Source organism: Alkalilimnicola ehrlichii (assembly GCF_003399765.1).
Classification (GTDB): Bacteria; Pseudomonadota; Gammaproteobacteria; order Nitrococcales; family AK92; genus AK92.
Genome location: NZ_NFZV01000003.1, coordinates 194375 through 219614 on the forward strand (window position 1 = coordinate 194375; position 25240 = coordinate 219614).

Here is a 25240-nt window from a genome sequence, read left to right on the forward strand (position 1 = left end):
AATGGACGCCTTTGCCCTGGTTGGGGAAACACTGAGTAGCCCCCTCCGCACATAAAATGCGCTCGGGATGAGGGAACTACTCGGTGTTTCCCCTGCGAGGCCGGCCGCCGTTGGCTAGCCTCTGGCGTTATAACAGCAGAAACTATGCCAGGGCCGTGATAGCGGCCGTAAGCGTTGGAGTTTTAGAGTGTTTTTAATGGCTTGAGGGGTCAAGTCTTGCTCCTCCAGCTGCGCTACTTTGGTGCACAGGAAGCTATGCAGTGCCCACAGTTGGCCCGCTAAGCGGGCGCTGCGGCAGGAAAATGGTGGCGGGTGCGGTTGGCAATGCGCACCAGCCACAGCATCAGCGGTACTTCCACCAGCACACCAACCACGGTGGCGAGTGCGGCGCCGGATTGCAGGCCGAACAGAGCGATGGCGGCCGCCACGGCGAGTTCGAAGAAATTACTTGCCCCGATCATGCTGCCGGGTGCGGCCACGTTGTGGGGAACGCGCCAAGCCTTAGCCCAGCCGTAAGCGAGGAAAAAGATAAACACCGTTTGAATAATCAGCGGCACGGCGATCAAAGCGATGTGCAGCGGATTGTTCAGAATAATCTCGCCTTGGAACGCGAACAAAAGCACCAGGGTCAGGATCAGCCCGACGGGCGTGACCGGCGCCAAGCGCTTCATGAACACCTGATCGAACCATTCACGCCCACGGCGCTGGATTAACGTTACGCGGGTGAAATAGCCGGCCGCCAAGGGAATCACGATGTACAGCAGCACGGACAGCGCCACCGTATCCCACGGTACGCTGATGTCCGAGATGCCGAGCAGCAGCACCACGATAGGGGCGAAGGCGAACAGCATGATGAGGTCGTTAAGCGCCACCTGCACCAAGGTGTAACCGGCATCGCCGCGCGTTAAATGGCTCCAGACGAACACCATTGCCGTGCAAGGAGCAGCACCCAATAAAATGGCGCCCGCTAAGTACTCCCGCGCGAGACCTTCGGGAATGAAGGGCTGAAACACCACCATGAAGAAAAACCAGGCGATGGCGAACATGGTGAACGGCTTAATCAGCCAGTTTACCGAGGTGGTGATGACCAAGCCTTTCGGTTGCCGGCGTACGCCCGCGATGGCGCTAAAGTCGATCTGCACCATCATGGGGAAGATCATAGCCCAGATCAGCAGCGCGACTGGAATCGATACCTGCGCATACTCGAAGCGCGCCAGTGTTTCAGGTACGGCCGGTGCGAACTGACCCAAGAGAATGCCGCCGATGATCGCCAAGGCCACCCACAGCGACAGCCAGCGCTCGAATAGCCCCATGCCTTCTTTAATGTCCGGCGTTTCTTGCAAGGAGGATTGCGTCGTGCTCATGCGTCGGCGAGTTCCTTAGATAGCAGTTCGCGCACGCGGCGTTTGACGTCGTCGCGCACCGCGTGGAATTGGGCGGTAATCTCGGTTTCGCTGCCGGTCGCCTTGGCCGGGTCGGGCAAGGGCCAGTGTATTCGCCGAGTGCCAGGCGGTAGCACGGGGCAGTGCTCATCGGCGTGGCCGCAGACGGTCACTACCAGATCGGCCTCGGCGAGCATGGCATCGGTGACCCGCGTCGATTCTTGGCCACTGATATCGATGCCGTCTTCGGCCATGGCCGCGATGGCGCGCGGGTTCTTGCCATGAGCCTCGATACCGGCCGATTGCACGCGGGCGTGCTCGCCGCCGAAATGGCGGGCGTAACCTTCCGCCATTTGCGAGCGGCAGGAGTTGCCGGTGCAGAGGAACAGAATAGTAAGGGGTTTACGGTGCATGCGGTGCTTCCTAACTGCATTCCGCCAGCGGGCGGTTGGGCATGCCCGCCAGTCGCTGACGAATATCGCTCACGCTTTCGGCAGCGAAGGTGGTTGCCAACACTTCGCGCGCCCAGGCGGGCAGCTGCGGGTGTAGGCGGTAGAACACCCATTGCCCGCGCCGTTCGTCCTTAACGATGCCAAGATCGCGCAAATGGCCGAGATGGCGGGAGATGCGCGATTGCGTCATGTCCAAGGCGTGCACCAGCTCGCACACGCAGAGCTGATCCTCCGCCCAGAGCAGGAGCAGGCAGCGCAAGCGCGTGCTGTCGGCGAGCGCTCGAAAAAGAGTTCTGGGGTCATGGATATGCACATATGTGGATAGCCGAATATGTGCATATGATACAGAGCGTGCTCGGGATGTGTAAAGGCTTGGGTTAGTTAATGGCGGAACGGCTACTGCCAGGCAGCAGCCCATGTTAATACCTTATGGTACGCTCCGGCGCCGAATCGGAGGCTTTTATTGCTCGAGGCGTCTGTCGACGCGGCGCAGGCGCTGCTCGAGGAATTCGATGGTATGCATTTGCCGTACGCTCATGTCCGTGCGCTGTAGCAAGTTGCTGCCGGGGTGCTGGGAGTTAAGCCATTGCCAGGTTATCAAGCCCGGTTCGACCAACGGAATCTCCGCCCAGTCCGCCTCCGCTTCGTCGAGCGGACCGTCGACGCGGCGGGCGACGATATCGGCTTCGGCCTCGGCGCCCAGACTAAGCTTTTGCGGCAACGAGATGTGGTGCCAACGCTGGCCGGTAGCCTGGTGGACGGCGAAAGCGACGTTATATATCTGGCCGTCGGTTAGGGTTTTGCTGTCCTGCGGGTTGGGTGCTTCCAGACTACGGGTTAGGCGCACTTCCCAAGCGCCGTCGTGCCAGCGACCATCGGCTTCGATGGCACCGCGGCTGCCGCTGGGTGTGCGCAGCAGGCGTTGGGGTATCACGTCCCCTTCCTGCCAGTCATGGTTAGGATCGAAAGGCACGGCGTGGCCTTCGGCCAAGTAGTAGAAATCGTCCTGACCGTAGCCCTGCTCGATCAGCCGTTCCCAGTCCAGTGCATGGAAGCCGGTTTGTTCGGCATCGAACATCCATAACGGTTGCTCGGTTTCCTCGTCCCAATTGCTTGTGTACATGCCTTGCCCTTCCGAGGAATGGCGGTATTCGAGGATATAACCGTTGTCGGCATAACCAAGGGGGTTGCTGCGGTGGGCGCGCCATTGCCAGAGGTCGATGAACACACCCTCGTCGCGCAGTTGCTCCAGCTCCGCAACGGGCCGGACGTGATGCCAACTGACATCGGCCGGGTTTGCCGTTGTGCGCGATTGCGGGATGTACTTACGTACGTCGCTGCGGCCCAGTTCCTGCCCCAGGTAGGCATTCTGCCGGACCGTTTCGGGGCTTGCCTCGTTATATGTGGTGCGCATGCCCTGATGGGCCGTCATGAAGCCGCCGTAGAGGCCGAAGCCGTCGACGGCACCGTCGTCGAGCATCATGGAAATGCGATCTTCGTATAAACCGTGGGGGTCGCCTTCGGGGCCGCTGGTGCCGTAGCGCACCCAGCGGCCGTCTTCATAGCGAAGGACTTGGTGATACCAGCTAGGGCTGTCGGTTTCAAACCGATACCGCAACTGGAACTGCTCATCGTCGTACACGGCCGCCACTTGCAGCGTCGGCCGTGCTTCCACCCGTTGGTATTTACCTTCGTTCTGCGAGGTGAACACCAACATGAGAATGAACATGATGATGCTAATGCCGGCGATGATAAAAAACCGGCACGCGTCTTACGTGGTGGTTGCGACATGTCGGACCCCCTGATGATACATGGATGCCGCCGCGCGGTTCGTGGCGACGGCGGGGGTCAGTGTACTAGTAAATGCCCTCCCGCTTAAGAAATAGGCTTTGCCCTGGTGATCCAGGTCCGCAGATGTAAAGGCAGGGCGCAACGAACAAGGTGGGCAACATCGAGCCGAGCAGGCCGTCGCTTGTGGGAGAGGGTGCGGCAGACCTGTAACCGAAATATTAAGGTTTTCTAATTTTCTGCCGTTGTTACGAAGATAAGCCACCTTCTTCGTGGCGTGCCTCGGCGTAACGGGGCACGCCTTCACTACACCTTCTTTTGGGGGACATACCAAGATGTTTGACCGTAAGTTGCTGCTTGGTGGCGCATTCTCTGCTGCTTTTCTGATTGCCGGCTGCGCTTCCACGCCCGAACAACCGAGAACGGTCGATGCCGGCTGGCCGGATTGGTATCAGGTCTATGACGCCGACGAGCAATATTTCTACGGTTTCGGCGAAGGTCACAGCAGCCGCTTGAACATGGCCACTCAGCAGGCGCGTTTGGCCGCTCAGACCGAGTTGGCGCAGGCCGTCGATGCCCGCGTCCAGGCTCTGGCGCAAGAAGGTGCCCAGCAGTCTTTGGACGATCCGCAAGTCCGTGGTGTGTTCGAGTCCGCCCAGCGCTCGCTGGTCGATACCAGCCTCTCTGACGCCCAGCCCGACCAGGTGCACCGTGTGCGCCAAGACGATGGCAGCGTGCGCGTATTTATCCGTATGCGGATGCCGCGTAACGAAGCCGACCGTATCGGTCGCAGCGTCATCGACGAAATGGACCGCCAGCTCGGCGCGCGGTAAGCGCTTTCCGAAGGAGGTGCGGATATGAAGACCATTACCGGCCTAATGGGCCTTGCGTTATTGGCGCTGACGCTGGCGGCTTGTTCTTCCAAGCTCGACGAGCGTATTGCTCAAGAAATGCAGGCCGAGCGAGAGCGGCAGCAACAGCACGAGGCGGGGCGTTCCTCGCTTGATCAGCTGGATCGCCACACGCGCTAAGCCCAGGTGTGCCTATTGCGGGCAGTTCGGCGCTGGCCGGGCTGCCCGTTTCCCACCTTAATCTGTATCCGTTGGTACCGGCCCTGTAGAGGTCGGAGGTTACGAGCTATGCGAAAAGAATTACCTTCCGCCTTCAGCCGACGCCTGCTCGGTATCTTGCTGCTTGCCTTCTTGTTGCCCGGCTGCGCGATGTTGTCCGACCGGGGCGTTTCATTGGCAGAGTTAGAAGCGGCTGGCGCCGACGCGGTTCGTTACGACCGTAGCTTCGCCTATGGCCACGGAACCGGCGATACACGAGAGGCGGCACACCAAGCGGCGCGCGAGCAGCTCGCCGGCGAACTGCTCACCCAGGTGCGCAGCGAGATGCGTACCTTAGAGCGCGAGTTACAAGTAGAGGAAAGCGGCGAGACTCGCCGCCAGTACCAGCGCGAGTTCAGCAGCTCCTCGATCGCCGCTGTTAACGTTGAACTCGAAGGCATACAGGTCGACGAAGAGCAACGCGGCCAAGGCGGCTGGTACGTCCGCCTGCGGGTGCCCAACGATATGATGGACGAGCTGCGCCGCCGCGCCCGTCGTAATGCACCGGCGCTGGCGCGTGTGGAAGCGACCGAAGCAGCGGCGGACACCGCGCCGGGTCGGCAGCTGCGTTCGGCGTTACGCGGTTTAGCCGTCGTATACGACCGCAACTTAGCCGATGCGGGCGTTTTCGCCGGCGATCGGCGGACGACCTTCGAAGCGTTTTTCCTCGATGCTATTACCGATGGCGTCGATCGTATTCGCGTACTGCCCCTGGTCCAGGGCGAGCGGGTCCGCTTCCTTGCTATCGAGCGCAACACCTTTACCCCGCAGCCGGGGTTGATGCTGGGTATCGGCGGTCAGGAGCTGGAGACCAATAGCGAGGGTGTTACCGGCTGGGTGGCTATCAACGACCTTCCGGCAAGGATCGACATTAGCGTATTGGGCTATTCGCAGAAAAACGCCTCGGATGAGTGGCACCACCCGAACGCAGCGCTGCTGCGCTCGGATAGTATCGACCGCGACAGTCTGACCGAGTCGCGCCGGGCCCAGGTCTTTGTGCACACCGAGCCGGCCGGTGCCGTGGTGGTGCTGAACGAGCACGAAGTACTTTCGCCCGGCGTTATCGCCTTAAGCTCCGGCGCCCGCTACCGGGTCATTGCCCAGCATGGCGCCGATTACGACCGGCGGGAAGAAGTAATCAGCATACCGCAGGGCGCCCCCTACGCTTTCGTTAGCTTAGAGCTCAGAGAGCGTCGTTTCGGCTTCATCGACGTGAACGCTACCGGCCGCCAAAGCGAAGTGCGGGTGCGGAGTCTGGCGCGCGACGACGAATACCGACCGGAGAGCAACCGCTTTGCCCGCGAACTCGATGTCGGCCGGTACGAAATTCGTGTCTCCCGGGGCGACGATGAAGACTACGAGCAAATTCTCGACCACGTAACCTTGCTCGAAGGTATGGAATTCCAACGCGCCTACAGCGCCCCGCGTTATCGCGAGCCTTTCCACCACGGTTGGCGCTTTGCGATCAATGTCGGTCGCTTTGGCGGCGAGCCGGAAAGCGATTATCGCCTACCCTGGGCCGACGGCGAACGAATCGCCTATACCGACCTGGAAGCGCGAACCGGAGCATCGGATGTCGATTTCAACGGCAACAATGTACTGCTGACCGTGCATCGTTTATTCGACCGCTTCAACTTCACCTTGCAGGGTAAAGTAGGCGCTGCCAACCACGAAATCACCCTGACGCAGAACGGTCGCGGCACCGACTTCAAGCTCGATAGCTGGTATGCCTCGGCAGGGGCCGGTTTCTGGTACTCCTTCGGCAACGATCGGCTGATTAGCGCCTTAACCTATAACCAGGGCCTTGAGCACACCAGTTGGGATACCGACACCACGGTGCGTTTCCGCGACGCTCAGGGCAATTGGCAGAGCTTATCTTCCTCCAGCGTCAGCAACCGCTATGGATATATCGAACTCAGCAATCACCTGGATCTATCCCCCGTGCTGGAGAATTTCGGATTGACCTTCTCCGCCGTCGTTCCGAGCGAGAAATTTGAACCTTACGTCCACATTGGTATCGGTTGGGCCTTCATGACGCGTGGTCATCGGCACCCGGCAACCGTGCGTGCACGCGAAGGCACGCATTATTGACTTTGCACAAGATGGGAAGAATAAGGGGCAGTTTATACTGCCCCTGTGACAGACGAAGGAGTGCGGCCGACCATGACGAGCTTTATCAACGAGCAGGTGCTGAGCGTTCACCACTGGAACGACACACTATTTAGTTTCACCACGACACGCGACGAAAGCCTGCGCTTTGAAAACGGTCAGTTCGTCATGATCGGCCTCAAGATAGACGGCAAACCGCTGCTTCGCGCCTACAGCATTGCCAGTGCCAACTACGAAGATTACCTGGAATTCTTCAGTATCAAAGTCCCCGACGGGCCGCTGACGTCTCGCTTGCAACACCTGCAGGTCGGCGACACTTTGCTGGTTAGCCGCAAGCCGGTCGGCACTCTGGTGCTGCACGACCTGAAACCGGGCAAGCATCTCTACCTGCTGGCGACCGGCACGGGGCTCGCGCCGTTTTTGAGTATCATAAAAGACCCAGAAGCCTACGAGCGTTTCGAGAAAATCATCTTAGTGCACGGCGTGCGCTACGTGAGCGAACTGGCCTACGCCGATTTCATCACCAAAGAGCTGCCGCAGAACGAATTCTTCGGCGACGAAGTCCGCGAAAAGCTCATTTATTACCCCACCGTAACGCGCGAACAATTCCGCACCCAGGGCCGGATCACCACCTTGATCGAAACCGGCCGCCTGTTCGACGACATCGGCCTTCCGCCGCTCGATCCCGCCCACGACCGCGCCATGATCTGCGGCAGTCCCTACATGTTGGAAGACCTCAGCCAATTGCTCAACGCCCGCGATTTCCACATCTCGCCCCGCATCGGCGAGCCGGGCGATTACGTGATCGAACGGGCATTTGTCGAGAAATAGCCGCTTTTTACGCGATAGTTAAGGGCAGCTGGAACGTCCCACCTGCCCTCACCCTCACTGCATTAGCTCAGCGTTGTCGGGCTCGCGGCGAACCATTACTTTGCCGTCTCGTACCGAAGCCAACACCGGTTTTTGCCCCAGCAGCACGTCATAAGGCGTGGCGCCCTGTAGTACCACGCAACGTGCCAGTGCGCCTTCCTGCAAGCCGTAGTCGGTTAAGCCCAAGGCGGCGGCGCCGTTGTCGGTAATCAGTTCCAGTGCTGTCTCGATACGGTTCATGCCCAACATGTGGCAAGCGTGTAGCCCGACGTCCAGCGTTCGTAACAAATTGCCATTGCCCATCGGGTACCAGGGGTCTTGTATCGAATCCTGCCCGAATGCCACCCGTAAGCCCGCATCGAGCAGCTCCGGGACGCGGGTGACGCCGCGGCGTTTGGGGTAACCGTCGAAGCGGCCTTGCAGGTGCAGGTTCTCGGTCGGCAAGGCAACGAAGCGCAGGCCCGTTTTCTTCAGCAGGCGGAACAGGCGGCTGCAGTACGCATCGTTATAAGAACTCATGGCGCAGGTGTGACTAGCCGTGACGCGCGCGCCGTAATCCCGGCTCAGTGCTTCCGCCGCCAGCACTTCAAGGAAGCGCGACTGCGGATCGTCGATCTCGTCGCAGTGGACATCGACCAGGCGGTCGTGACGTTCCGCCAAATCCATTAACTTGCGAACGGACTCGACTCCGTAGTCGCGAGTGAATTCAAAATGCGGAATACCGCCGACTACATCTGCGCCTAAGCGGACCGCCTCGTGCAGCAGCTCAAGCCCGCCGTCGAAGGACAAAATGCCTTCCTGCGGAAAGGCAACGATCTGCAGATCGACGAATGCCGCCACCCGCTCCCGCACGTCCAGTAAAGCTTTCAAGGCCGTTAGCGAAGGGTCGGTGACATCGACATGCGTACGCACGTACTGAATACCGTTGGCGGCGAAAAGCCGCAAGGTCCGTTCCGCCCTTTGAATGACATCTTCCCGCGAGAGTTGCGCTTTGCGCTCGGCCCAGCACTCGATACCCTCGAACAACGTGCCGCTCTGGTTCCAGCGCGGTTCCCCCGCCGTCAGGGCTGCATCCAGGTGAATATGCGGCTCTACAAATGCGGGCGACACCAGATTCTCCCGCGCATCCAGTTCGTTGTCCGCCGCAGCGGCGAGTTCCGCCTGCTCTGTGATAGCCGAAAACCGCCCTGCTTCGATAGCGAGGCGGTAAAGCCCTGCGCGCCCTTGCAGGCGCGCATTGATAACGGCGTCGACCTTCATTGCCATTGCGTTCTCCGTCTTATGAATGCGAGTGTTGGTCTGCGTTTAGCAGCAAATGGGCGAGTAGTAGGGTTTCGATATCTTCGGCGGCGTTCGGATCGAGGCCGGTTGCCTGAAAAATCCGCTGCATACGGTTTCTCACCGTATTTCGATGGCAACCTAGGGCTTTCGCCGCTTCGCTCAGGTTGCCGTGGCAGGTGCACCAGGCCTTAAGCGTTGCGTTAGCCTGGCGAACGCTGGTCAGGCCATTGCCTAAGTGCTCTTGCAGTAGCGCTTCCAGGGTTTGCTGCCCTATTTGACGCTTGATAGCCGCAGCCAGGCCCGGCGCGTTCTGAGCGGGGAGAGATGCGTCATGCGCTTCTGCTGCCACGATGGCGCGCGAGATTACTTCCGTGACTGTCACCATCGGCAAGGAATAGGGCTGTTCGAAGAGCGGCAGCGATAGTTCGTCGGCCAGGCGAACCAAGGCCGAAGGAATCTGCCCGATGTAGGCATCGCCCGTTAAAACCACTAAGCCGGAAATGCCGCTCTCAACGCCCTCGTACAGACACTCCGCCAGATTCTGTGCGTCGCGGTGGCGACCGATGCCGGTGACGAACACCAGCTCTCCGCCATGCGTCCAGGCTTTGAAAGAGCGATTTTCGGCGACATAAGGCCAACGGACGATGTTATCCGCGCCATCCTGCCCGCCCCGAAGCCGGATGGCTTCGAGGCCGGGTAGCAAGGGGATTTGGCGGCAGTGTAACGCCATCTCAGATAGTGCCCGGAATGTCGCCCCGCCGCTCGCGAGCCGCCTCCAGTACGAAATGAATGGCCGTGAAGCTCAGCGCGGCGACCGCTACACCCACGATGGGCGCAATCCAAGGCGAGGTATAGGCCGCTATCGACCCGATCGCGTAAGCGGCCAGCCCCGGCACGTTAAAAAGCGGTAAGCTCGCGGTATTGAGGTCCGGGTACTGCCGTTTCCAGGCGAAAAAGAAGTTCGCCATAATGACGCCGCCAACGGGCGGGATAAACGTCCCGAGCAAGACTAGGAACGGAATCAACCAGTCGGACATGCCGAGTACCGCCAACGCGGTCCCGATGGCCGCGCCGCCGATGGTGACGGTCTTTCGCCGTTGGGTACGGAGCAGATTGCAGCCGGCCACCGCAAAGTTGTACACGGTGTTGTCTTGGGTGGTCCATAGATTGAGGAATAACATCAGAATACCCAAGGTCGCCAGCCCCTGCGCCACCATGACATCGACGATGTCCGCTTGCTGATAAACCAACGCACCGAAGGCGCCGATCAGCGTCATTAACCCGTTGCCGAGAAAGAACGCGACCAGCGTGGCAATCACTGCCGTTTTCCCGGAGCGTGCAAACCGCGTCCAGTTCGTAGCTTGTGTGCCGCCGCTGACGAAGGTGCCGAACACCAGCGTAATCGCGGCCGCCACGCTCATGTTCTCGATCGGCTCGATGGCGAGCAGGCCGCTTAAACCGCCGGCGTCCGAGGCCGCCATGCCCATGCTGATCGCCACCAGGATAATCATGGCCGGGACGGCAAAGCGCGAAAGTAACTCAAGCCCGCGATAACCGACGAAGGCCGTGACGCAAAACCGAACCCAAACAGGATCATCAAGGGTACGGTCAAACTCTCCGGTAGCCCGGTGAGTTTAACGAGCAGAATCGCCATGGTCGCCGTGCCCCAGGCATACCAGCCGATTTGGGTAAAGCCGAGGATGAGGTCGGATAACTTACTACCCGCCTCGCCAAAGGCGAAACGGCTCATCAGCACCGTATTAAGGCCCGACTTCGCCGCAATATAGGCGAGGATCGCAGCGTAAATGCCCAACAAGAGATTACCTACAACCAGCACCATCAGTAGCGTCGTGAAATCGAACGCTACTCCGACGCTGCCGCCCGCCCACATGGTGGCGGTAAAGAAGGTAAAGCCGAGTAACACGACACCCATAGACCAGAGGCTCTTCCTCTGCTCCATCGGCACGGCGCTGAGAGGGAAGTCTTGTTCCCGAGAAGCGGTGGATGTTGCCATGTCCCAAGTCTCCAATGGTTTTGCTCTTAACCGCTAGAGGAATGGCAACCTCTATGCCATCGGGCCGATTTTCCCCTTTCGGCGATAAAACAACCCTAAAATACTTGTGCAGTATGCACAATTTGTTCAACTAAGCGGGCCACTTATCGCCGCCCGTGCACTATTGTGGTGAATAATACGGATCTCCGCTCCGTTCTCGAACAGAGGCGGGTGCCTTACCTCGCCATAAACAGCGGGCGCTGTTCCTCCACCCGCCGCGCGATGAATTCATGCACTACCGCTACCCGCCTCAGGTCGCGCACGTCCTCGTGGGCGGTAATCCAATAAGTGCGCTGAAATGACATCTCCGGCAACACCGGCACTAATTCCGGGTATTTGCGTGCCGCATAGCCGTGCAAAATGCCGATGCTCTGACCGGAGAGAACGGCCTCAAGCTGCGCCGCGACGCTCGCGCACTCGTAGCGTATAGGCATGTGGCGGCGCAGCTCCTCGGCGTAATCCAATGCGGCGCTATACAGAAGATCCTCGACGTAGGTCACCAGACAGCGGTCGGCAAGATCGGCGACGCAGCTAATCGGGCCGAACGTTTCCAGATGCCTTCGAGAGGCATACACGTGCAGGTCGTAATCCGCGAGCTTCTTCACGACTACTCGGCCGCGGCTGGGGCGGTCGATGGTCACCGCGATATCGGCCTCCCGTTTCGATAACGAGAACGAACGCGGCAGCGGCACCAGTTGAATCGTAAGCCTGGGGTGTTGGCGGGCCAGCTGCGCCAGCTCCGAGGCGAGAAAATAATTACCCAGGCCGTCCGGCGCGCCGACTCGCACCGTGCCTTCCAGCTCCAGGTCCGCCGCGCTTACCTCCGCTTCCGCCTGCAACATTTCCGATTCCACCCGCTCGGCAATAGCAAGAAAGCGCTCGCCCGCGCTGGTCAGCGTGCAGCCGGCCGTACGCCGCTCTAAGAGCTTGGTGCGAAGCGCCTCTTCCAGTGCCGAAATACGCCGGCTGACCGTCGCGTGGTCCACTCCGAGCTGGCGTGCCGCCGCCAGTATCTGGCCAGAGCGCGCCACGGCAAGAAAGAAGCGAGCATGATCCCAATTCATTGTTACGCCAAATTTTGCACAACAGGTAAGAAAATCTACGCATTGCTATGCGTTCATGCAAGGCGCAACGTAAAAGGCATCGCAATCGACCGCACCGACCGGCCATTGCTTCTCCATGCGCATAGTTATTCAACGAAAGGAAATGCCATGAGCACCGTTCTCGATACTGCGACTGCCCGTGAGGCCGAGGTTGGCCACTTCATTGCCGGCCGCTCCTTCTCCGAAACCGAGTCCCGTTGGGCCGAGGTTCACGATTCTGCTACCGGCGAGGTTACGGCCCGCGTCAGTCTCGCCAGCGCCGACACGACCCGCGCGGCCATTCGCGCAGCGCGGCAAGCATTGCCGGCTTGGTCGGCGAGTTCGCCGCTTAAGCGAGCCCGCATCCTGTTCCGCTTCAAGGCGCTGATCGAGCAGAACATGGACGAGCTTATTCGCCTGATCGGCAGCGAGCACGGCAAGGTGTACGACGACGCTAAGGGCGAGCTCGTGCGCGGCTTGGAAGTCGTGGAATTCGCCTGCGGAATTCCGCACCTGCTCAAGGGCGAGCACTCCCTTAACGTCGGCTCCGGGGTCGACAGTTATAGCCTGATGCAACCGGTCGGCGTCTGTGCCGGCATTACCCCGTTTAACTTTCCGGCCATGGTGCCGCTGTGGATGTTCCCGATTGCGTTGGCTTGCGGGAACACCTTCGTACTGAAACCGTCGGAAAAGGTGCCGAGTGCCACCCTGCGTTTGGTCGAACTGCTGCACGAAGCGGGGCTGCCCGAAGGCGTGCTTAACCTGGTGAATGGCGACAAAGAAGCCGTCGACGTACTGCTCACCGACCCGGACATCGCGGCAGTAAGTTTCGTCGGTTCGACCCCGGTGGCCGAGTACATCTATGCCACCGCCAGCGCCCACGGCAAACGTGCGCAGGCATTAGGCGGCGCCAAAAACCACATGGTCGTGATGCCGGATGCCGACCTGGACATGGTTACCGATAGCCTCATGGGAGCCGCCTACGGCTCGGCCGGCGAGCGCTGCATGGCCATCTCGGTCGCGGTCGCCGTCGGCGATGCAGCCGCCGATGCCCTCATCGAGCGGTTGCGGCCCAAGGTCGAGGCGCTGCGCATCGGTGCTTGGTCGTCCCACGCGAAGCCGGAAATGGGGCCCTTGGTATCGCAGGAGCATCTGGAGCGGGTGCGTAGCTACGTAGGGTTGGGCGTTGCGGAAGGTGCCGAGTTGGTTGTGGACGGACGCGCGCGCGACTTCGAGGAAGGCTACTTCATTGGCGGCACCTTATTCGACCGCGTAACGCCCCAGATGCGCATCTACCGCGAGGAAATCTTCGGCCCCGTCCTGTGTGTCGTGCGCGTGCCGGACTACGAAGCGGCGGTAAAACTCATCAACGAGCACGAATTCGGTAACGGCACCGCCATCTTCACCCGCAACGGCAACGCCGCGCGCCAGTTTACCCAGGAGATTCAGGTCGGCATGGTCGGGATTAACGTGCCCATCCCCGTCCCGATGGCCTTCCACAGCTTCGGCGGCTGGAAGCGCTCCCTGTTTGGCGCCCTGCACATGCACGGCACCGACGGCGTGCGCTTCTACACTCGCATGAAGACGGTCACCGCCCGTTGGCCGGAAGGCATGCCCGAGGGCTCGGCTTTCATGATGCCGACCTTGGAGTAACGGTAAGCTCGGCTCGGCGTAGAAGCTCCGGCCGTATCGTTTTCCTATCGTTCCAAGCTACCGCGGCAGCTCGAGATAGGGTTGTATCCGTGTATGTGCGAAACGTGCTGAGCGGGAAGGCGCATGCGGTTAGCGGCCGCAGGTTAACGCTAAAGTAAGCCTGTTTGTCAGGCGCTGGCGACGACGCCCCGCCTGGCGTCCAGCGATAACTTGCCCGGACCGGCTACCGACAGAAGAAGAAAGCCCCCGGCTACCGCAAAGTTTTTCCAGAAAATGCGCATTTGGGTTACGTCGGAAGGATCGAAATGACCGAGAAAGGCCGTTGCTACGCAAAAGGCGGCAAAGGCATAGGCAAGCCAGCGAGTCTGGAGGCCCACGACGATGGCCGCGCCTCCAAGCAGTTTAAGCGCAATGATAATCCAGGTTGCCAAAAGCGGTAGCGGAACGCCTATGCTGCCCAGAAAGCCGGCAAAATGGCTTGGTGCTCCCAATGTTTCGAAACCAGAGATCAGAAACATGAGCATGAGCAGAACGCGTGCTGCCAGCAGAGTCGCATCGTGTGCCATGGGTACCTCATCGTGGTGTTAGGCGGAGTTGCATTCATCATCGATGCTTGCCGTTGGTGTGAGAATGCCTAAAACACCGAAAAAGTAACCTCATCGTCCGAGTCTGTTGTATGGCGGCAGCGTGTACTCTCGGCCTTTGCGGAGGTCGTGCCGATACACGGTCTACCTTCCCGTGTTAGGGGCGGTCATGACTTTCGATAGCGCGGTATTAACTGCTTCTTGCCGGCTGGTGCGTAGCCGCCGGAAGTCTAATCCGGTCCTGCAAAAGGATGTGCAGCTCCAACCCCGTATCGCAATTGGGCAGCTAATGTTACAAGTTGTCACATTAGTGTGTTACTTCGCGTATCACCGATAGCCGCCCACCCTCCTCGCCGACGCGGTTACTCGCGGCAATGCCCTATCTGGCACGGAACTGGCAACACGTTCCGGAAGCACACGAACTATGACAAAAAGCGAGACGCCGAACGTGCTTTCAGCGCTATCGCGGCCCTGGCCCAGGGCGCTGCCATCGGTGTCCACCTTGAGGAGGGGAGTCATGAAACTACTTCATCTTTGGTCCCGGCCCGACTCGCTGCAAATCAATGCCACCCAAGGAGCGGACCACCAATATAATGTACTGAAAGCCGTTGCCGAACGTGCCGGTCCGCTCGGAATCGAAATAGCCGATATCGCCGCTCACGTCGACGATGTCAATCGTCGTGCCGCACACGAGGCTACCGTCTTTACCGATCTGCGCACCATCGCCGAAGATCTACGACTGAGCAATCGGTCGGTAGCACAGGCTGCCCAGGGCTCGCGAGATGCCGGCGCGACGGCAGCCGCGGAGATCGCTCAGTCCGAGCAAACGCTGGGCAAGGCCCTGGCCGATATTCGCCAGCTGACCGACTCGGTATCCCATCTGCATGAGCGCTTGCGCGGGGTGAACGACGCCTTAGCTCGCATTGGCGAGGTCGCCGGCGGCATCGACAGCATCGCCCGTCAGACCCGCCTGCTGGCGTTGAATGCCACCATAGAAGCTGCCCGCGCCGGCGCAGTCGGTCGCGGTTTTGCCGTCGTTGCCGAAGAGGTCAAGGAGCTGTCGCAACAAACCGGCGACGCTACCCAGCAGATCGGCACTTCCTTGGCCGAACTCCGGGAGCAGATTCAGGACCTTGTTGGGCTGGGCGAGCAAGCCACCGCCCATGCGTCGGCAGCAAGCGCCGGCACGTCGGCTATCCGCCAAGTGTTCGAAACGGTCAACGACGCAATCCGAAAAACCGACAGCGGATCGGCCCGCATCGTCGAAGCCGTTCAACAGATCGACGGCTATACCGAGCGAACGGTCGCGGGGCTGGAGTCGCTGGCCGACGAAGTCGCCAAGTCCTCGAATAACCTAAAACAAGCCAGCGAATTGACCACCGGCCTGCTTCGTCACACGGAAGAGCTGATTAACATAACGCATGAGGTCGAGATCCCCGGCCAAGAACGCGATCACATCGACGCCGCACAACGGGGTGCCCGACAAATTAGCGAGGCGTTCGAGGCGGCATTGGCCGAGGGCCGCATCAGCGAGGCCGACCTGTTCGATCGTGACTACAAACCTATTCCGGGGACCGACCCCATTCAATACACAACCCGCTACGCGAAACTTACCGACGAACGGCTTCCCCCCATCCAGGAGCCCATCCATCGGAACGATGAAAAATCACGGCCGCTTGCACCTGCGATAACGACGGTTTTATCGCTACTCACGCCTTGCACGTTTCTCACCCGCAACGGCCGGGCGACCCGGTTTGGAACCGCGCCAACTGCCGTAACCGTACCCTATTCAACGACCGCGTAGGCCTAGCCGCGGGTCGAAATACCAAGCCCTTCCTTATTCAACTTTACCGGCGCGACATGGGCGGCGGGCAATATGTACTGATGAAAGACATCTCGGCCCCCATCTACGTCCGTGGCCGGCATTGGGGAGGATTACGACTGTTGGTGAAGCCGTAACGACGGCTGGGCGGGCCGCCACATGGCAGCGGGACCGCGAGCAGACGGCTGACGAGCGCTGCTCGTTATACGTTTCGGCGGTCGATAATAGGCGCGTGCTGCGCCATCAGTTCGGCGACCCAGTCGATGAATATGCGCAGTTTAGCGCTGACATGCCGATGCGGTGGAAATGCTACATACACCGGCATCGGGTCGAGGCGCCAATCGTCAAACAAGCGCACCAACTCGCCGTGTGCCAGGTGTGCTTTGGCCATGTAGTCCGGCAGCCAAAGTACACCTAAACCGGCCAAACCGGCCGCAAGATAAGCATTGCCGTCATCGACGGCGATCACGTAGCGGCCGCGCACTTTGAGGCTTTCGCCGTCACGCTGCATGGCGTACGGTAGGGCCTTGCCGGTGCGTGCCCAGGTGAAGCCCACGATGTAGTGGTCGGGGCCCGCCAGCTCCTGCGGGTGCGAGGGCGAGCCGACACGTTCCAGGTAGCTCGGTGCCGCATAAACCCCGAGCTGTAAGTCGCCTACCCGGCGCGCCACCATAGACAGCTCGCTAAGCTCGCCGCCGCGCACGACGCAGTCCACTCCCTCGTCAATCAGGTCGACCGGGCGATCGCTGACGCCCATATCCAGCTGGATGTCAGGGTACCGAGCGTGGAACGCGGGTAAGGCCGGCAGCAGGATCATGCGAGCCAGCGGGCTGGGAACATCCACCCGCAACCGGCCTCGGGGCGAAGCCGAGGCACTGGGCAGGCTAGTCTCGGCATCGTCCATATCGGCCAGCAGCTTTACCACGCGTTCGTAGTAGGCGGCGCCGTCGGCGGTGACGTTGACCTTGCGCGTAGTGCGGTTGAGTAACTTGACCCGCAACCGGGCCTCCAACTGCTGCACGAGTTGCGACACGCTGGTTTTGCTCATATGAAGCGTTTCGGCCGCTTTGGTGAAACTGCCGGTCTCCACCACCCGGGCAAACGCCTGCATTGCATTGAAACGGTCCATCTCGGCTCCAGATGCCCCACGATTGTTTGGATTATACAAACAGTGTTGGCCGAAGTTGCTCGTTTATCGGCCGGTTGCGGGCCTTTAAAGTGCTTCCATCGTTAACCTCGGTCGGACTCGACCCATTGATGGAGATATACCCATGGCACAGCGCGACGTCGTTTTCCCACCTGGGCGCCAAGCTCTTTATGAGCGTAATCGCTATTCGCCGGCGATCCGTTGCAATGGCTTATTGTTCGTCTCAGGGCAAGTGGGCAGCCGGGAGGACGGTTCCCCCGAGCCCGATTTGGAGAAGCAGGTTCGGCTCGCATTCGATAATCTGAACGGCATTTTGCAGGCTGCCGGCTGCACGTTTGACGACGTGATCGACGTCACCGTGTTTATTGTCGACCCCGAACCGAAGTTCGAGCGGATTTGGAAGGTTGTGCCGGAGTATTGGGGCAACGCGCCGCACCCCACGCTGACCGCTGTCGGCGTGACCTGGCTCTATGGTTTCGATTTTGAAATCAAGGTAATCGCAAAGCTACCGGAGGCAACAGCGGACTGATCTCGCCCGCCGGCGACGCATCCCTCAAAGCGGGCCGCCATGGCGGCCCGCGCCCCGTTTGTTATCGTCATTGTTCGTAATGACGGCACAACCACGCCAACCAGACGATTCAAACGGCCGTTAATGGGCGTAGCGGCTTATCGCAAAGCCCCAAGTGGCGCTTCCCATGTTGTTATTTCGGGTATAACCCGCGAGGATAAGGACAAGAATAAGAAAAAGCCGCAAGTCGCGGCGGATTAGACACCCAAGGCAGTGCCGCTCGCGGTGTCTAATTTGGGTTAACTTTCCGGGGTTTAATTGATGCTTCAGGATGAACTTGCAGCCTTCTATGAGCGGAATGGGTTTGGTCCAGTGCTGGGTGAAAGGCCACGCACGGTGCCGGTCTTCACCGGCTGTTTGCTCGTTCCATTACCTAATATCGAGGTGCGACACCGATATCTGAAGTATCACGATCTACACCATTTAGTGACAGGCTATTCCGTCGGGCGAATCGGGGAAGGCGAGGTCAGTGCGTGGGAGCTCGGTACCGGGTCCGCCTTTGTCTCGCCGACTCTCGGGCTCATGAATTTGATCGCGCTTTCAACGGGCTTGGTCTTGCGGCCGCGACGGATGTGGCAGGCCTTCCTACGCGGGACTAGGAGCCGAAACTTATACCCCGCCGTCGTTCGCGCGGAGGTGGATGCCGGAAGGTGGCACGACCTGGCTGAGCTACGCACATACTGCCTTGAAGTAAAGCGTACGCGGCCGGGCTTGCTGCTGCGCGCGGCAGAGTTCGGTGGCTACTGTGTTTTAGCCATGTGCATTCACGTCGCGATAGCCGGGCCGGCTGTCGTTGCACGCTTCTTTACCGATATTTTGATGGGATACAGCGTGTTTCAGGCCGTCAAGCCAAAGAAACGCACCGATCTATATTGAAAAGGGCGAGTCTGTTTGCGCTGGCTGCGGGGCTTGCCTGTCGGCCATCCGATCTGGTTAGGGACGTAGAGGCGCGTCTTTAATAATCGCTATCCTCTCGATTCCTCATTCACACATGCCTCTTTCGAGGTCCATTCAATGGCACTTGCTGGATCAGCATCCAAGGCTTGGCAAAGTTGCACTAGTCGCTACAGGGGCAACGGCTTTTTTCCCTGTCCCTCCTTGGAAATGCAGCTTCAGCTAACGTCCAGGTAATCCTAGAGCTGAGTTTGACTTAGTTCTTTCTCGGCATGCAGGCGCTTTGGCCAGTTGTTGGCAACCCGATTAATGGCCATCTTTATCTCTGATTGTGCCACCACAGCTTTCCCTCTCAATGTCGTCTGTGGATGCGAGAATCATTGTGCGAGGATTGCCTTGGCGTTATATCGCACTGCTCATTTGTCACTAATACAGATAAAAGGATTTACTATGAAAGACGATCAGCGTATCGACAGCCCGCTCACCGTTACCATCGGCCACGAACAGTTAGTTATCCGGCGCCGCTATGAAATGGTTAGTATTCTTAATGATTTCTTCATAGCGATCTGGTTTCTGTTGGGGAGCATATTTTTTCTTTATCAATCGTTGGAGAAAGCCGCTGCCTGGCTGTTCATTATTGGCAGCACTCAGTTTCTGATTCGGCCAATGATACGTCTCTTAGCACACCTCCACCTGCAACGAGTACCAGAGAGCCATTGGCAACTTTAACAATAGAAGCAACTATTTCGGATCACGCTTTTATGGGGTGGAGTGGCGGGCGTAGGCCCAGCCTCTGGAAGTCGAGCTTAACGGATGTCTTGAAGATGCGTCTTGTTACCGGCACTGCTGGGCAGCGCTGAGCTCCAGCCGCTTCTGCTCCCGGCTCAGCAGCTCGCTGACCGCCTGCAGCTCGCGAATACGCTGCTCAACGGCGGTTCGTTTCTCTGCCATTAGCTTTGCCCCTTGGGCGCAGTCGATGCGGTTGCTTCGCAGTGCCTCAATGACTTCTCGAATTTCCCGCAGCGAGAACCCCAGCTCTTTCAGTTGGCGCACTAGATTGACCTGGCGTACCGCCTGCTCTGGGTAGTTTCGGTAGCGGTTGGAACCGCGGGCCACTTCCGTCAGCAAGCCTTCCTTCTCATAGTAGCGCAGCGTGTGACGGCTGACGCCGGTGCGCTCTTCCAGTTCGGCAATCTGCATAGCTACTCTCCTGTGATGCCTTCGGTTTTGGGCTTGACCTTAGAGGATACTCGATACTTTACCGTAGCCGGTAACCCCATCCACAGGAGTTCATAATGAATATTTTTATCACCGGAGCCACCGGGTTCATCGGCCGCCATGTCTGTGCACTGCTGACTGCGCAGGGCCATGAGGTGGTGGCGCTGATGCGCCGTCCGCAGGAGCTGGATCTGCTGCGGCAGCGTATCGCCGCCTTGGGTGGCGACTCGCGGCGGCTTTCCTGCCTAGCGGGGGACTTGGGGCAGCCGGGGTTGGGTATAGCTGAAGTCGTACCGGCGCTGGACGTGGTTGTGCACCTGGGCGCCCGTTTCGCCTGGAAGTTGGACGTCCCGACCGCCCGCAGGGTCAACGTCGAGGGCAGTCTGAGCGTGGCGGAGCTGGCACGGGCACAGGGTGCCCGACTGGTATTCGCCAGCGGCTTTATGCTGGAGAATCGGGAGCATCTGGAGGCGCTGGGCATCAATCCCAACGTCGCCGATGGCGTGAACTGGCCGCGCGTCTACCGGCGAGTCGGTGCTTATGAGGCGAGCAAGTTGGAGGCGGCGCTGAAGACTCGGGCTTTCGCACTGGAGAAAGATGTGGATGGGGTCGAGGTGCAGCCTGCCACGGTGGCCGGCCACAGCCGTACCGGCGAGTTGGATAGGTCCCAGCCCCTGTACCAACTGATCGACAATCTGGCGAGCGGCCGGCTAGCGATGGTGCCGGGTACGCCGTCGCATTGGTTACCGCTGGTGGCCGTCGATGTCCTGGCCAAGCTGATCGCGGTAGCGGCGACGGCGTCGCCGGTGCCGAGGCAGATATTGGCTTTGGATGCCGCCACGCCGTCGTTGGCGGACCTGCTTACGCTGGTGGCCGATGAGCTCGGCCGTAAGCCGCCCCGGCGCCATATCCCGCTACCTATGCTGTCAGCACTATTGAAGGTGCCGGGCCTGCCGGCGTTGATGAACACCGAGCCAGAAGCGCTGCATTTTATTCAGACGAGCCGATTCGACACCCGGGCGACGGAGCGATTCCTAACGGCACAGGGGATCGTCATGCCGCCCATCGAGACGGTGGTGCGAGCCACTGCGCAAGCATATCGTGACAAGACTGAGGTGGCCGTACCTTAGATCGATAATAGCCAGAGCGTAGCCACCGGCTGAAACCGCAGGCCTGTCGATGCTCGCGCGGGTGCGCATCAGATTCGATGCGCCGAAAGGGGATGTTTGCTCTGACGCCGAAGTCTTTGTGTCACAAAAACTTAATCGACATGTAACGGAAATTGAGAAGCTTACAATTTACTGTACGTATTGCATTGATGACATTTTTGTTGCATTAAGTTCGTAGCCTGTAAGACGGCGGCCGTCAATGTTGCCTGGGAAGCGGCCAGGAACAATGTGCCAGACTCTGTTCTGGGATCTGGATCCGCAGGCGGCATCAAGTTGGTATCTGCAGCACGATGGCGGTTTGCAGAGCAGCACGAAGAAACTGATCCAGGGCGTAGGCCTGTCGGTGCTGAGGTCCTGCCCACGCCCTGGAACTACCTGGATCTGTTGCCGGGGGGGCTGGGCTATCGCTACATGGATCTGCTGCTCGAGCAGGCCGAAGATCGCGCGTCCCTGCCCGGATTTGCCTTTCCTTATGATCCCTCTGTGCCGAGGGGAGTTTTTCTACTGCCTTATTAATAATGAGTCTTTTCGGGCGGACCTCTCAAATGCAAAAAGTTGCATTGTTTGTTTTTCTGTCAATGTTCATTAGCTCTTGTGCGACGTTTAGTGACGCAAAAATACAGAGCGTACAATACTTCGAGAGTCTGGAGTTGGCTCCCCCACATACGGCTATTTCAATTTACGAGTGTTATGGCGGAGCGTCGCTGCGAGAGCTTTTGCTTTTCAAAATGCCCACTTACGAAAGTGCAGTGAGGGAGTGCAAAATCGAGGCGTTAAGACAAGGCGGCGATGCCATCATATACCTGTATTCAATGCGGGCCGTCGATGTTCCGGGGGAGGCAATCGACGTGTTGGGTATATTTCTCGAATACGGACAAATGCTGTCGGTAGAGTCGAGCAACTCTCATAAAGCGTTTGAAGCCGCAGGCAAAGTCGAATTTTCCGATGATGAAGAACAGTTGGCTTGGTTCTTCAAGATTGTCAGGTTGGAGCATTAACAAGCGCCAACCAAAGGCCCGCCAAGCGGGTGCCCGGAAAGCGGCCTTGGGGTGAGGCAGCCAAACGGAAGATCAATTGCTTACGACGCTTTCCACAATTCCTGTGGATAACTCTGTGTGCAAGCTGCGTGAAGTTGTTGCTGAGCAAGTCGTATCAAGCACTTACCTCAATTGTTCAACATTTCGGCACTTTTCGAAACTCTTTATTAATCAATCAATTGTGAAACGGTTATTGATGCCGCCCCCGCCTGTTAACAACCGCTGGGCCGCCGCTAAGTGGCGTGCTATGCCGTGTGTATAACCATCGGCACGCCGAAGGCCGTGTCGAAGCACGGCGACGCCGATCCAGCCAATAGCGCTGCGGCGGTTGCTAAGGGCAGATCAACGCAAGAGTAGGGAAATACGTGCGATATCGCTTCGCATCGCGGGTTAATAATTGCCAACCCTCTGTCGCCGCCTGTGCGCCGATGAAGAAGTCAGGTAGCGGAGAACGGCGTGTACCGCCGCGGCGCCGGTAGTCCACGAAAATCTTGCCGGCTAAGAAGAGTGCTTCTCGCTTGAAGTTTTGCATTTTGAGTTTCATCGGCTTGATCTGTGCTTCCAGCTCTTCGATGCGCGCGTAGCCGATAGAAATCTCTGCATAAACGATGGGGTTGATAAGAAGCGGTAAGGTTACACTGTAGTGCTCAAGTTGCTCCACCGACCAATCGGCCCAGGCCGAATCGTCCGTAAGCACATCCAGTAACACGCAGGAGTCGACGAGAACAGGCGACCGGCTCACTTCTCGCCCCGAGCGAGGGCCATGATCTCATCCGTGCTCATCTTAACCGTTGCCGAGCCACGGGCAGCACGGAACGGGCTCCTAAGAGGCTGTCGGTTGCCGCCCTTGCCGGGTTTTGCCTTGACGATTCGGTAGCCGCCGTCCGGCAACTTCTCAAAATCAATCTCCTCGCCGGCCTGGATGCCCAAGTCTTCGCGGACGTGTTGTGGCACCGTAACCTGTCCTTTGCTCGTGACCCGCATAACATCCACCTCAAAAATTCGGTATTACCATTAGAGTAGTATTACCGGTTGGCGGTCGCAATCTCTCGCGGTCGATGAGGCAGCCAAACGGAAGATCAATTGCTTACGGTGCTTTCCACAATTCCTGTGGATAACTCTGTGCACAAGCTGCGTGAAGTTATCGCCGGGCAAGGCATATCAAACACTTGGGTAAATTGTTCAATATTTCAGCAATACATGAAATTGTTTTTTTACAGAGGGTTATGAATGCCTTGCTTGTTCGATAATATCTTGTTATGGCTTGGTGCGTTGCCGATAGGTGGCGTGTTATGTCGTGTGTATAACCGATAGGCCCCCGGTTCTGCTAAGATCCGGCGCATCATCACCGTAAGGCCCGCGCATCGACAATGAGCTGGTTCTCGCACTGGATCTCTTTTGGGCTTGGCCTTTCTGCCCTCTACGTATTGCCGCTTTGGTGGCGCGAGGAGAAGTGGGCCTGGTTGCTTGCCGGCTGCGTGCTGGCCCTTGGTTTCATTCAGTTGCATGTCTTACTGACGGTGATGGGCGTCTCGTCCCTGCCCGTTTTTCTGCTTCACGAACTCGCGCTTTATTGCGTAGCCCCCTTGCTTTTCCTGTGTGTGCAAAGCCTGTTGGGAACGGCTGTGGGAGGCAGGCTGATCGCGCTGCACCTATCGCCGCTGGGCGTAATCGCCGCGTTGGCGGTGCTCCAGATCGTCCGCCCCGAATGGCAGCTAGCTATAGAGAAAGGTATTTATGCCGCCTCCTTCGCTGCCGGTTCCTGCTATGCCCTGCTGGTGCTGAAGCGCCTGGGCCGACTTGCCCACGAAAGCCGTCTGGTGCGGGCGGAGACGATGATCCTGAGCCTAATCGTGATTACCGGGGTTGCGGCGGCGTTGCTGGTTTTCATGGGGGTGGCGCTGGAGCATCCGGCGTTTCCTCTATTCTACGGTAGTGCTATCACCGCCTTGCTGGCGGGCGGCTACTTGCTCTACCAACGCTTTCCGGCTCTGGTTGAAGTGGTCGGGGACGAGCTGCGCGAGGCGGCGGAGGCCGTAGGCCTCGCCCCCGACAAACGCCGCAGCCAACTAGCCGGTATCTCCATCGACGCCAAGCTAGCGGCACTGCGCCGGAAATTGGAGACCGAGCATCTATACCGCGACGAAAAGCTGACCGCCTCTCAACTTGCCGCCGCAGTGGAGCTGACCCCGCATCAGCTTTCGGAACTCGTCAACGAGCACCTGGGCATCAACATCCCCCGCTTCATCAAACAGTATCGTATTGCCGAAGCGCGCCGCCTGCTGATCGAGAAGCCGGCGATGTCGGTGCTGGACGTGGGGCTCGCAGTCGGCTTCAACTCGCTCTCGTCCTTTTATGCCGCCTTCCGCGAGGTCGAAGGCGTCGCGCCGGGTACATACCGTAAGCAGGTTAAGGCATTAAAGGATGCCGCCGACTGAAAAGTCGTTTGCAGATTTATAAATCCGGAAGATTAGAAGCCGGCAGCTAGCGCATGGTGGGTTCGCCAACTACTGGAGAACCGGACATGACTCAACTACTGCCCTGGCTGGACTACAACCTACTCAAGACCCTCCACATCATCAGCGCCACGCTCTTATTCGGCACGGGGCTGGGAACTTACTTCTTCATGATTCGCGCCGCTCGCAGCGGCAACACGGAGGCACTGCGAGTAACCTCCGCCACCGTGGTGTTAGCGGACTGGCTGTTCACCACGCCCGCGGTGATCGTGCAGTTCGCAACCGGGCTCCTGCTCATGGAGCTGTTGGGGCTTTCCTTCACCTCCACCTGGTTCCTGGTCGTGATGGCGCTGTCCGCATTCGTGGGGGCTTTATGGCTGCCGGTGGTGTGGATGCAGATTGTACTGCGCAACATGCTGCGGGAGCTGCCGGAAGGGGCGCCGCTGCCGCCGCGTTTTAGTCGGATGGTCAAAGTTTGGGAGGCGCTTGGCTACCCCGCCTTCCTCTCCGGCCCGCTGGTATTCGCCTTAATGGTCTACAAACCCTGGATAGCTTGAGCCGGAGGT

The 25240-nt window shown here is 59.0% G+C and carries 26 protein-coding genes and 1 pseudogene; 14 read left to right on the forward strand and 13 right to left on the reverse strand.

All coding sequences use genetic code 11. The features are described from left to right. Positions 1 to 278 precede the first annotated feature (278 nt). From arsB to CAI21_RS04590, 4 genes are read right to left on the reverse strand one after another with little or no spacing between them, the layout of a single operon-like run. Positions 279 to 1364, reverse strand: coding sequence for an ACR3 family arsenite efflux transporter (gene arsB / locus CAI21_RS04575; protein WP_220347760.1), 1086 nt, complete (start codon positions 1362 to 1364; stop codon positions 279 to 281). Continuing rightward, the gene (arsC, locus tag CAI21_RS04580; RefSeq protein ID WP_116301215.1) at positions 1361 to 1795 is read right to left on the reverse strand and encodes an arsenate reductase (thioredoxin); all 435 of its coding nucleotides are present in this window, start codon (positions 1793 to 1795) and stop codon (positions 1361 to 1363) included. The genes arsB and arsC overlap by 4 nt, the downstream gene beginning before the upstream one ends. Positions 1796 to 1805: 10 nt before the next feature. Next, complete coding sequence (locus tag CAI21_RS04585; protein ID WP_116301216.1) at positions 1806 to 2252, reverse strand: metalloregulator ArsR/SmtB family transcription factor; 447 nt, start codon at positions 2250 to 2252, stop codon at positions 1806 to 1808. Positions 2253 to 2294: 42 nt separating this feature from the next. Continuing rightward, positions 2295 to 3563, reverse strand: coding sequence for an ethylbenzene dehydrogenase-related protein (locus CAI21_RS04590; RefSeq protein ID WP_116301217.1), 1269 nt, complete (start codon positions 3561 to 3563; stop codon positions 2295 to 2297). Between the two features lie 394 nt (positions 3564 to 3957). Here CAI21_RS04590 and CAI21_RS04595 point away from each other — a divergent pair, with 394 nt between their 5' ends. The 4 genes from CAI21_RS04595 to CAI21_RS04605 all read left to right on the forward strand — a co-directional run bounded on the left by CAI21_RS04595 (position 3958) and on the right by CAI21_RS04605 (position 7671). Then, positions 3958 to 4455: an LPP20 family lipoprotein gene (locus tag CAI21_RS04595; protein WP_116301218.1), complete on the forward strand. Its 498-nt coding sequence runs from the start codon at positions 3958 to 3960 to the stop codon at positions 4453 to 4455. A 24-nt stretch (positions 4456 to 4479) separates the two neighbouring features. Continuing rightward, positions 4480 to 4653, forward strand: coding sequence for a hypothetical protein (locus CAI21_RS23080; protein WP_181919265.1), 174 nt, complete (start codon positions 4480 to 4482; stop codon positions 4651 to 4653). Positions 4654 to 4761: 108 nt separating this feature from the next. Continuing rightward, positions 4762 to 6822: a hypothetical protein gene (locus tag CAI21_RS04600; protein ID WP_116301219.1), complete on the forward strand. Its 2061-nt coding sequence runs from the start codon at positions 4762 to 4764 to the stop codon at positions 6820 to 6822. Between the two features lie 72 nt (positions 6823 to 6894). Continuing rightward, on the forward strand, positions 6895 to 7671 hold the full coding sequence (locus CAI21_RS04605) for a ferredoxin--NADP reductase (RefSeq protein ID WP_116301220.1): 777 nt from the start codon (positions 6895 to 6897) through the stop codon (positions 7669 to 7671). Between the two features lie 54 nt (positions 7672 to 7725). Here CAI21_RS04605 and codA read toward each other — a convergent pair whose 3' ends face one another. The 4 genes and pseudogenes from codA to CAI21_RS04625 form a co-directional block, all read right to left on the reverse strand. Beyond that, positions 7726 to 8976, reverse strand: coding sequence for a cytosine deaminase (gene codA / locus CAI21_RS04610; RefSeq protein WP_116301221.1), 1251 nt, complete (start codon positions 8974 to 8976; stop codon positions 7726 to 7728). Between the two features lie 13 nt (positions 8977 to 8989). Beyond that, the gene (locus CAI21_RS04615) at positions 8990 to 9721 is read right to left on the reverse strand and encodes a PucR family transcriptional regulator (protein ID WP_116301222.1); all 732 of its coding nucleotides are present in this window, start codon (positions 9719 to 9721) and stop codon (positions 8990 to 8992) included. A 1-nt stretch (position 9722) separates the two neighbouring features. After that, positions 9723 to 11005, reverse strand: a pseudogene (gene codB / locus CAI21_RS04620) (cytosine permease). 215 nt (positions 11006 to 11220) lie between these two features. Further along, positions 11221 to 12108 carry a LysR family transcriptional regulator gene (locus CAI21_RS04625; protein ID WP_116301223.1) on the reverse strand — a complete coding sequence of 296 codons (888 nt, stop codon included), beginning with the start codon at positions 12106 to 12108 and terminating at the stop codon, positions 11221 to 11223. A 147-nt stretch (positions 12109 to 12255) separates the two neighbouring features. Here CAI21_RS04625 and CAI21_RS04630 point away from each other — a divergent pair, with 147 nt between their 5' ends. Beyond that, positions 12256 to 13779, forward strand: coding sequence for a CoA-acylating methylmalonate-semialdehyde dehydrogenase (locus tag CAI21_RS04630; protein ID WP_116301224.1), 1524 nt, complete (start codon positions 12256 to 12258; stop codon positions 13777 to 13779). Positions 13780 to 13946: 167 nt separating this feature from the next. Here CAI21_RS04630 and CAI21_RS04635 read toward each other — a convergent pair whose 3' ends face one another. Next, entirely contained in the window at positions 13947 to 14345 is a 399-nt protein-coding gene (locus CAI21_RS04635) for a DoxX family protein (protein WP_116301225.1), read from the reverse strand. A gap of 535 nt (positions 14346 to 14880) precedes the next feature. On the opposite strand from CAI21_RS04635, the gene CAI21_RS04640 reads away from it, so the two are divergent. Further along, positions 14881 to 16167, forward strand: a complete 1287-nt coding sequence (locus CAI21_RS04640; protein ID WP_181919266.1) for a methyl-accepting chemotaxis protein — start codon at positions 14881 to 14883, stop codon at positions 16165 to 16167. A 220-nt stretch (positions 16168 to 16387) separates the two neighbouring features. Here the strand turns inward: CAI21_RS04640 and CAI21_RS04645 are convergent, their stop codons facing one another. Then, complete coding sequence (locus tag CAI21_RS04645) at positions 16388 to 17314, reverse strand: LysR family transcriptional regulator (RefSeq protein ID WP_116301227.1); 927 nt, start codon at positions 17312 to 17314, stop codon at positions 16388 to 16390. Between the two features lie 142 nt (positions 17315 to 17456). On the opposite strand from CAI21_RS04645, the gene CAI21_RS04650 reads away from it, so the two are divergent. From CAI21_RS04650 to CAI21_RS04665, 4 genes are all read left to right on the forward strand, one after another. After that, complete coding sequence (locus CAI21_RS04650) at positions 17457 to 17861, forward strand: RidA family protein (RefSeq protein ID WP_116301228.1); 405 nt, start codon at positions 17457 to 17459, stop codon at positions 17859 to 17861. A gap of 39 nt (positions 17862 to 17900) precedes the next feature. Continuing rightward, positions 17901 to 18101, forward strand: a complete 201-nt coding sequence (locus CAI21_RS23645) for a hypothetical protein (protein ID WP_116301229.1) — start codon at positions 17901 to 17903, stop codon at positions 18099 to 18101. A 60-nt stretch (positions 18102 to 18161) separates the two neighbouring features. Beyond that, positions 18162 to 18776, forward strand: a complete 615-nt coding sequence (locus tag CAI21_RS04660; RefSeq protein WP_147305033.1) for a hypothetical protein — start codon at positions 18162 to 18164, stop codon at positions 18774 to 18776. Between the two features lie 468 nt (positions 18777 to 19244). After that, positions 19245 to 19523 (forward strand): YrhK family protein, encoded by a 279-nt coding sequence (locus CAI21_RS04665; RefSeq protein WP_116301231.1) that lies wholly within the window; start codon positions 19245 to 19247, stop codon positions 19521 to 19523. 105 nt (positions 19524 to 19628) lie between these two features. Here CAI21_RS04665 and CAI21_RS04670 read toward each other — a convergent pair whose 3' ends face one another. Next, complete coding sequence (locus CAI21_RS04670; protein WP_116301232.1) at positions 19629 to 19994, reverse strand: MerR family transcriptional regulator; 366 nt, start codon at positions 19992 to 19994, stop codon at positions 19629 to 19631. Between the two features lie 95 nt (positions 19995 to 20089). Between CAI21_RS04670 and CAI21_RS04675 the strand changes: the two genes are divergently transcribed. After that, positions 20090 to 21142 (forward strand): SDR family oxidoreductase, encoded by a 1053-nt coding sequence (locus tag CAI21_RS04675; protein ID WP_116301233.1) that lies wholly within the window; start codon positions 20090 to 20092, stop codon positions 21140 to 21142. A 584-nt stretch (positions 21143 to 21726) separates the two neighbouring features. Then, positions 21727 to 22179, forward strand: a complete 453-nt coding sequence (locus tag CAI21_RS04680; protein ID WP_147305034.1) for a hypothetical protein — start codon at positions 21727 to 21729, stop codon at positions 22177 to 22179. 370 nt (positions 22180 to 22549) lie between these two features. Here the strand turns inward: CAI21_RS04680 and CAI21_RS04685 are convergent, their stop codons facing one another. Both CAI21_RS04685 and CAI21_RS04690 read right to left on the reverse strand, forming a co-directional pair. After that, positions 22550 to 22960 carry a type II toxin-antitoxin system VapC family toxin gene (locus tag CAI21_RS04685; RefSeq protein ID WP_116301235.1) on the reverse strand — a complete coding sequence of 137 codons (411 nt, stop codon included), beginning with the start codon at positions 22958 to 22960 and terminating at the stop codon, positions 22550 to 22552. Next, positions 22957 to 23202, reverse strand: coding sequence for an AbrB/MazE/SpoVT family DNA-binding domain-containing protein (locus tag CAI21_RS04690; protein ID WP_116301236.1), 246 nt, complete (start codon positions 23200 to 23202; stop codon positions 22957 to 22959). Before CAI21_RS04690 ends, CAI21_RS04685 begins: the two co-directional genes overlap by 4 nt. Before the next feature lie 386 nt (positions 23203 to 23588). On the opposite strand from CAI21_RS04690, the gene CAI21_RS04695 reads away from it, so the two are divergent. After that, positions 23589 to 24656, forward strand: coding sequence for an AraC family transcriptional regulator (locus CAI21_RS04695; protein WP_116301237.1), 1068 nt, complete (start codon positions 23589 to 23591; stop codon positions 24654 to 24656). An 86-nt stretch (positions 24657 to 24742) separates the two neighbouring features. Beyond that, positions 24743 to 25231, forward strand: a complete 489-nt coding sequence (locus tag CAI21_RS04700; RefSeq protein WP_181919267.1) for a DUF2269 family protein — start codon at positions 24743 to 24745, stop codon at positions 25229 to 25231. Positions 25232 to 25240 lie beyond the last annotated feature (9 nt).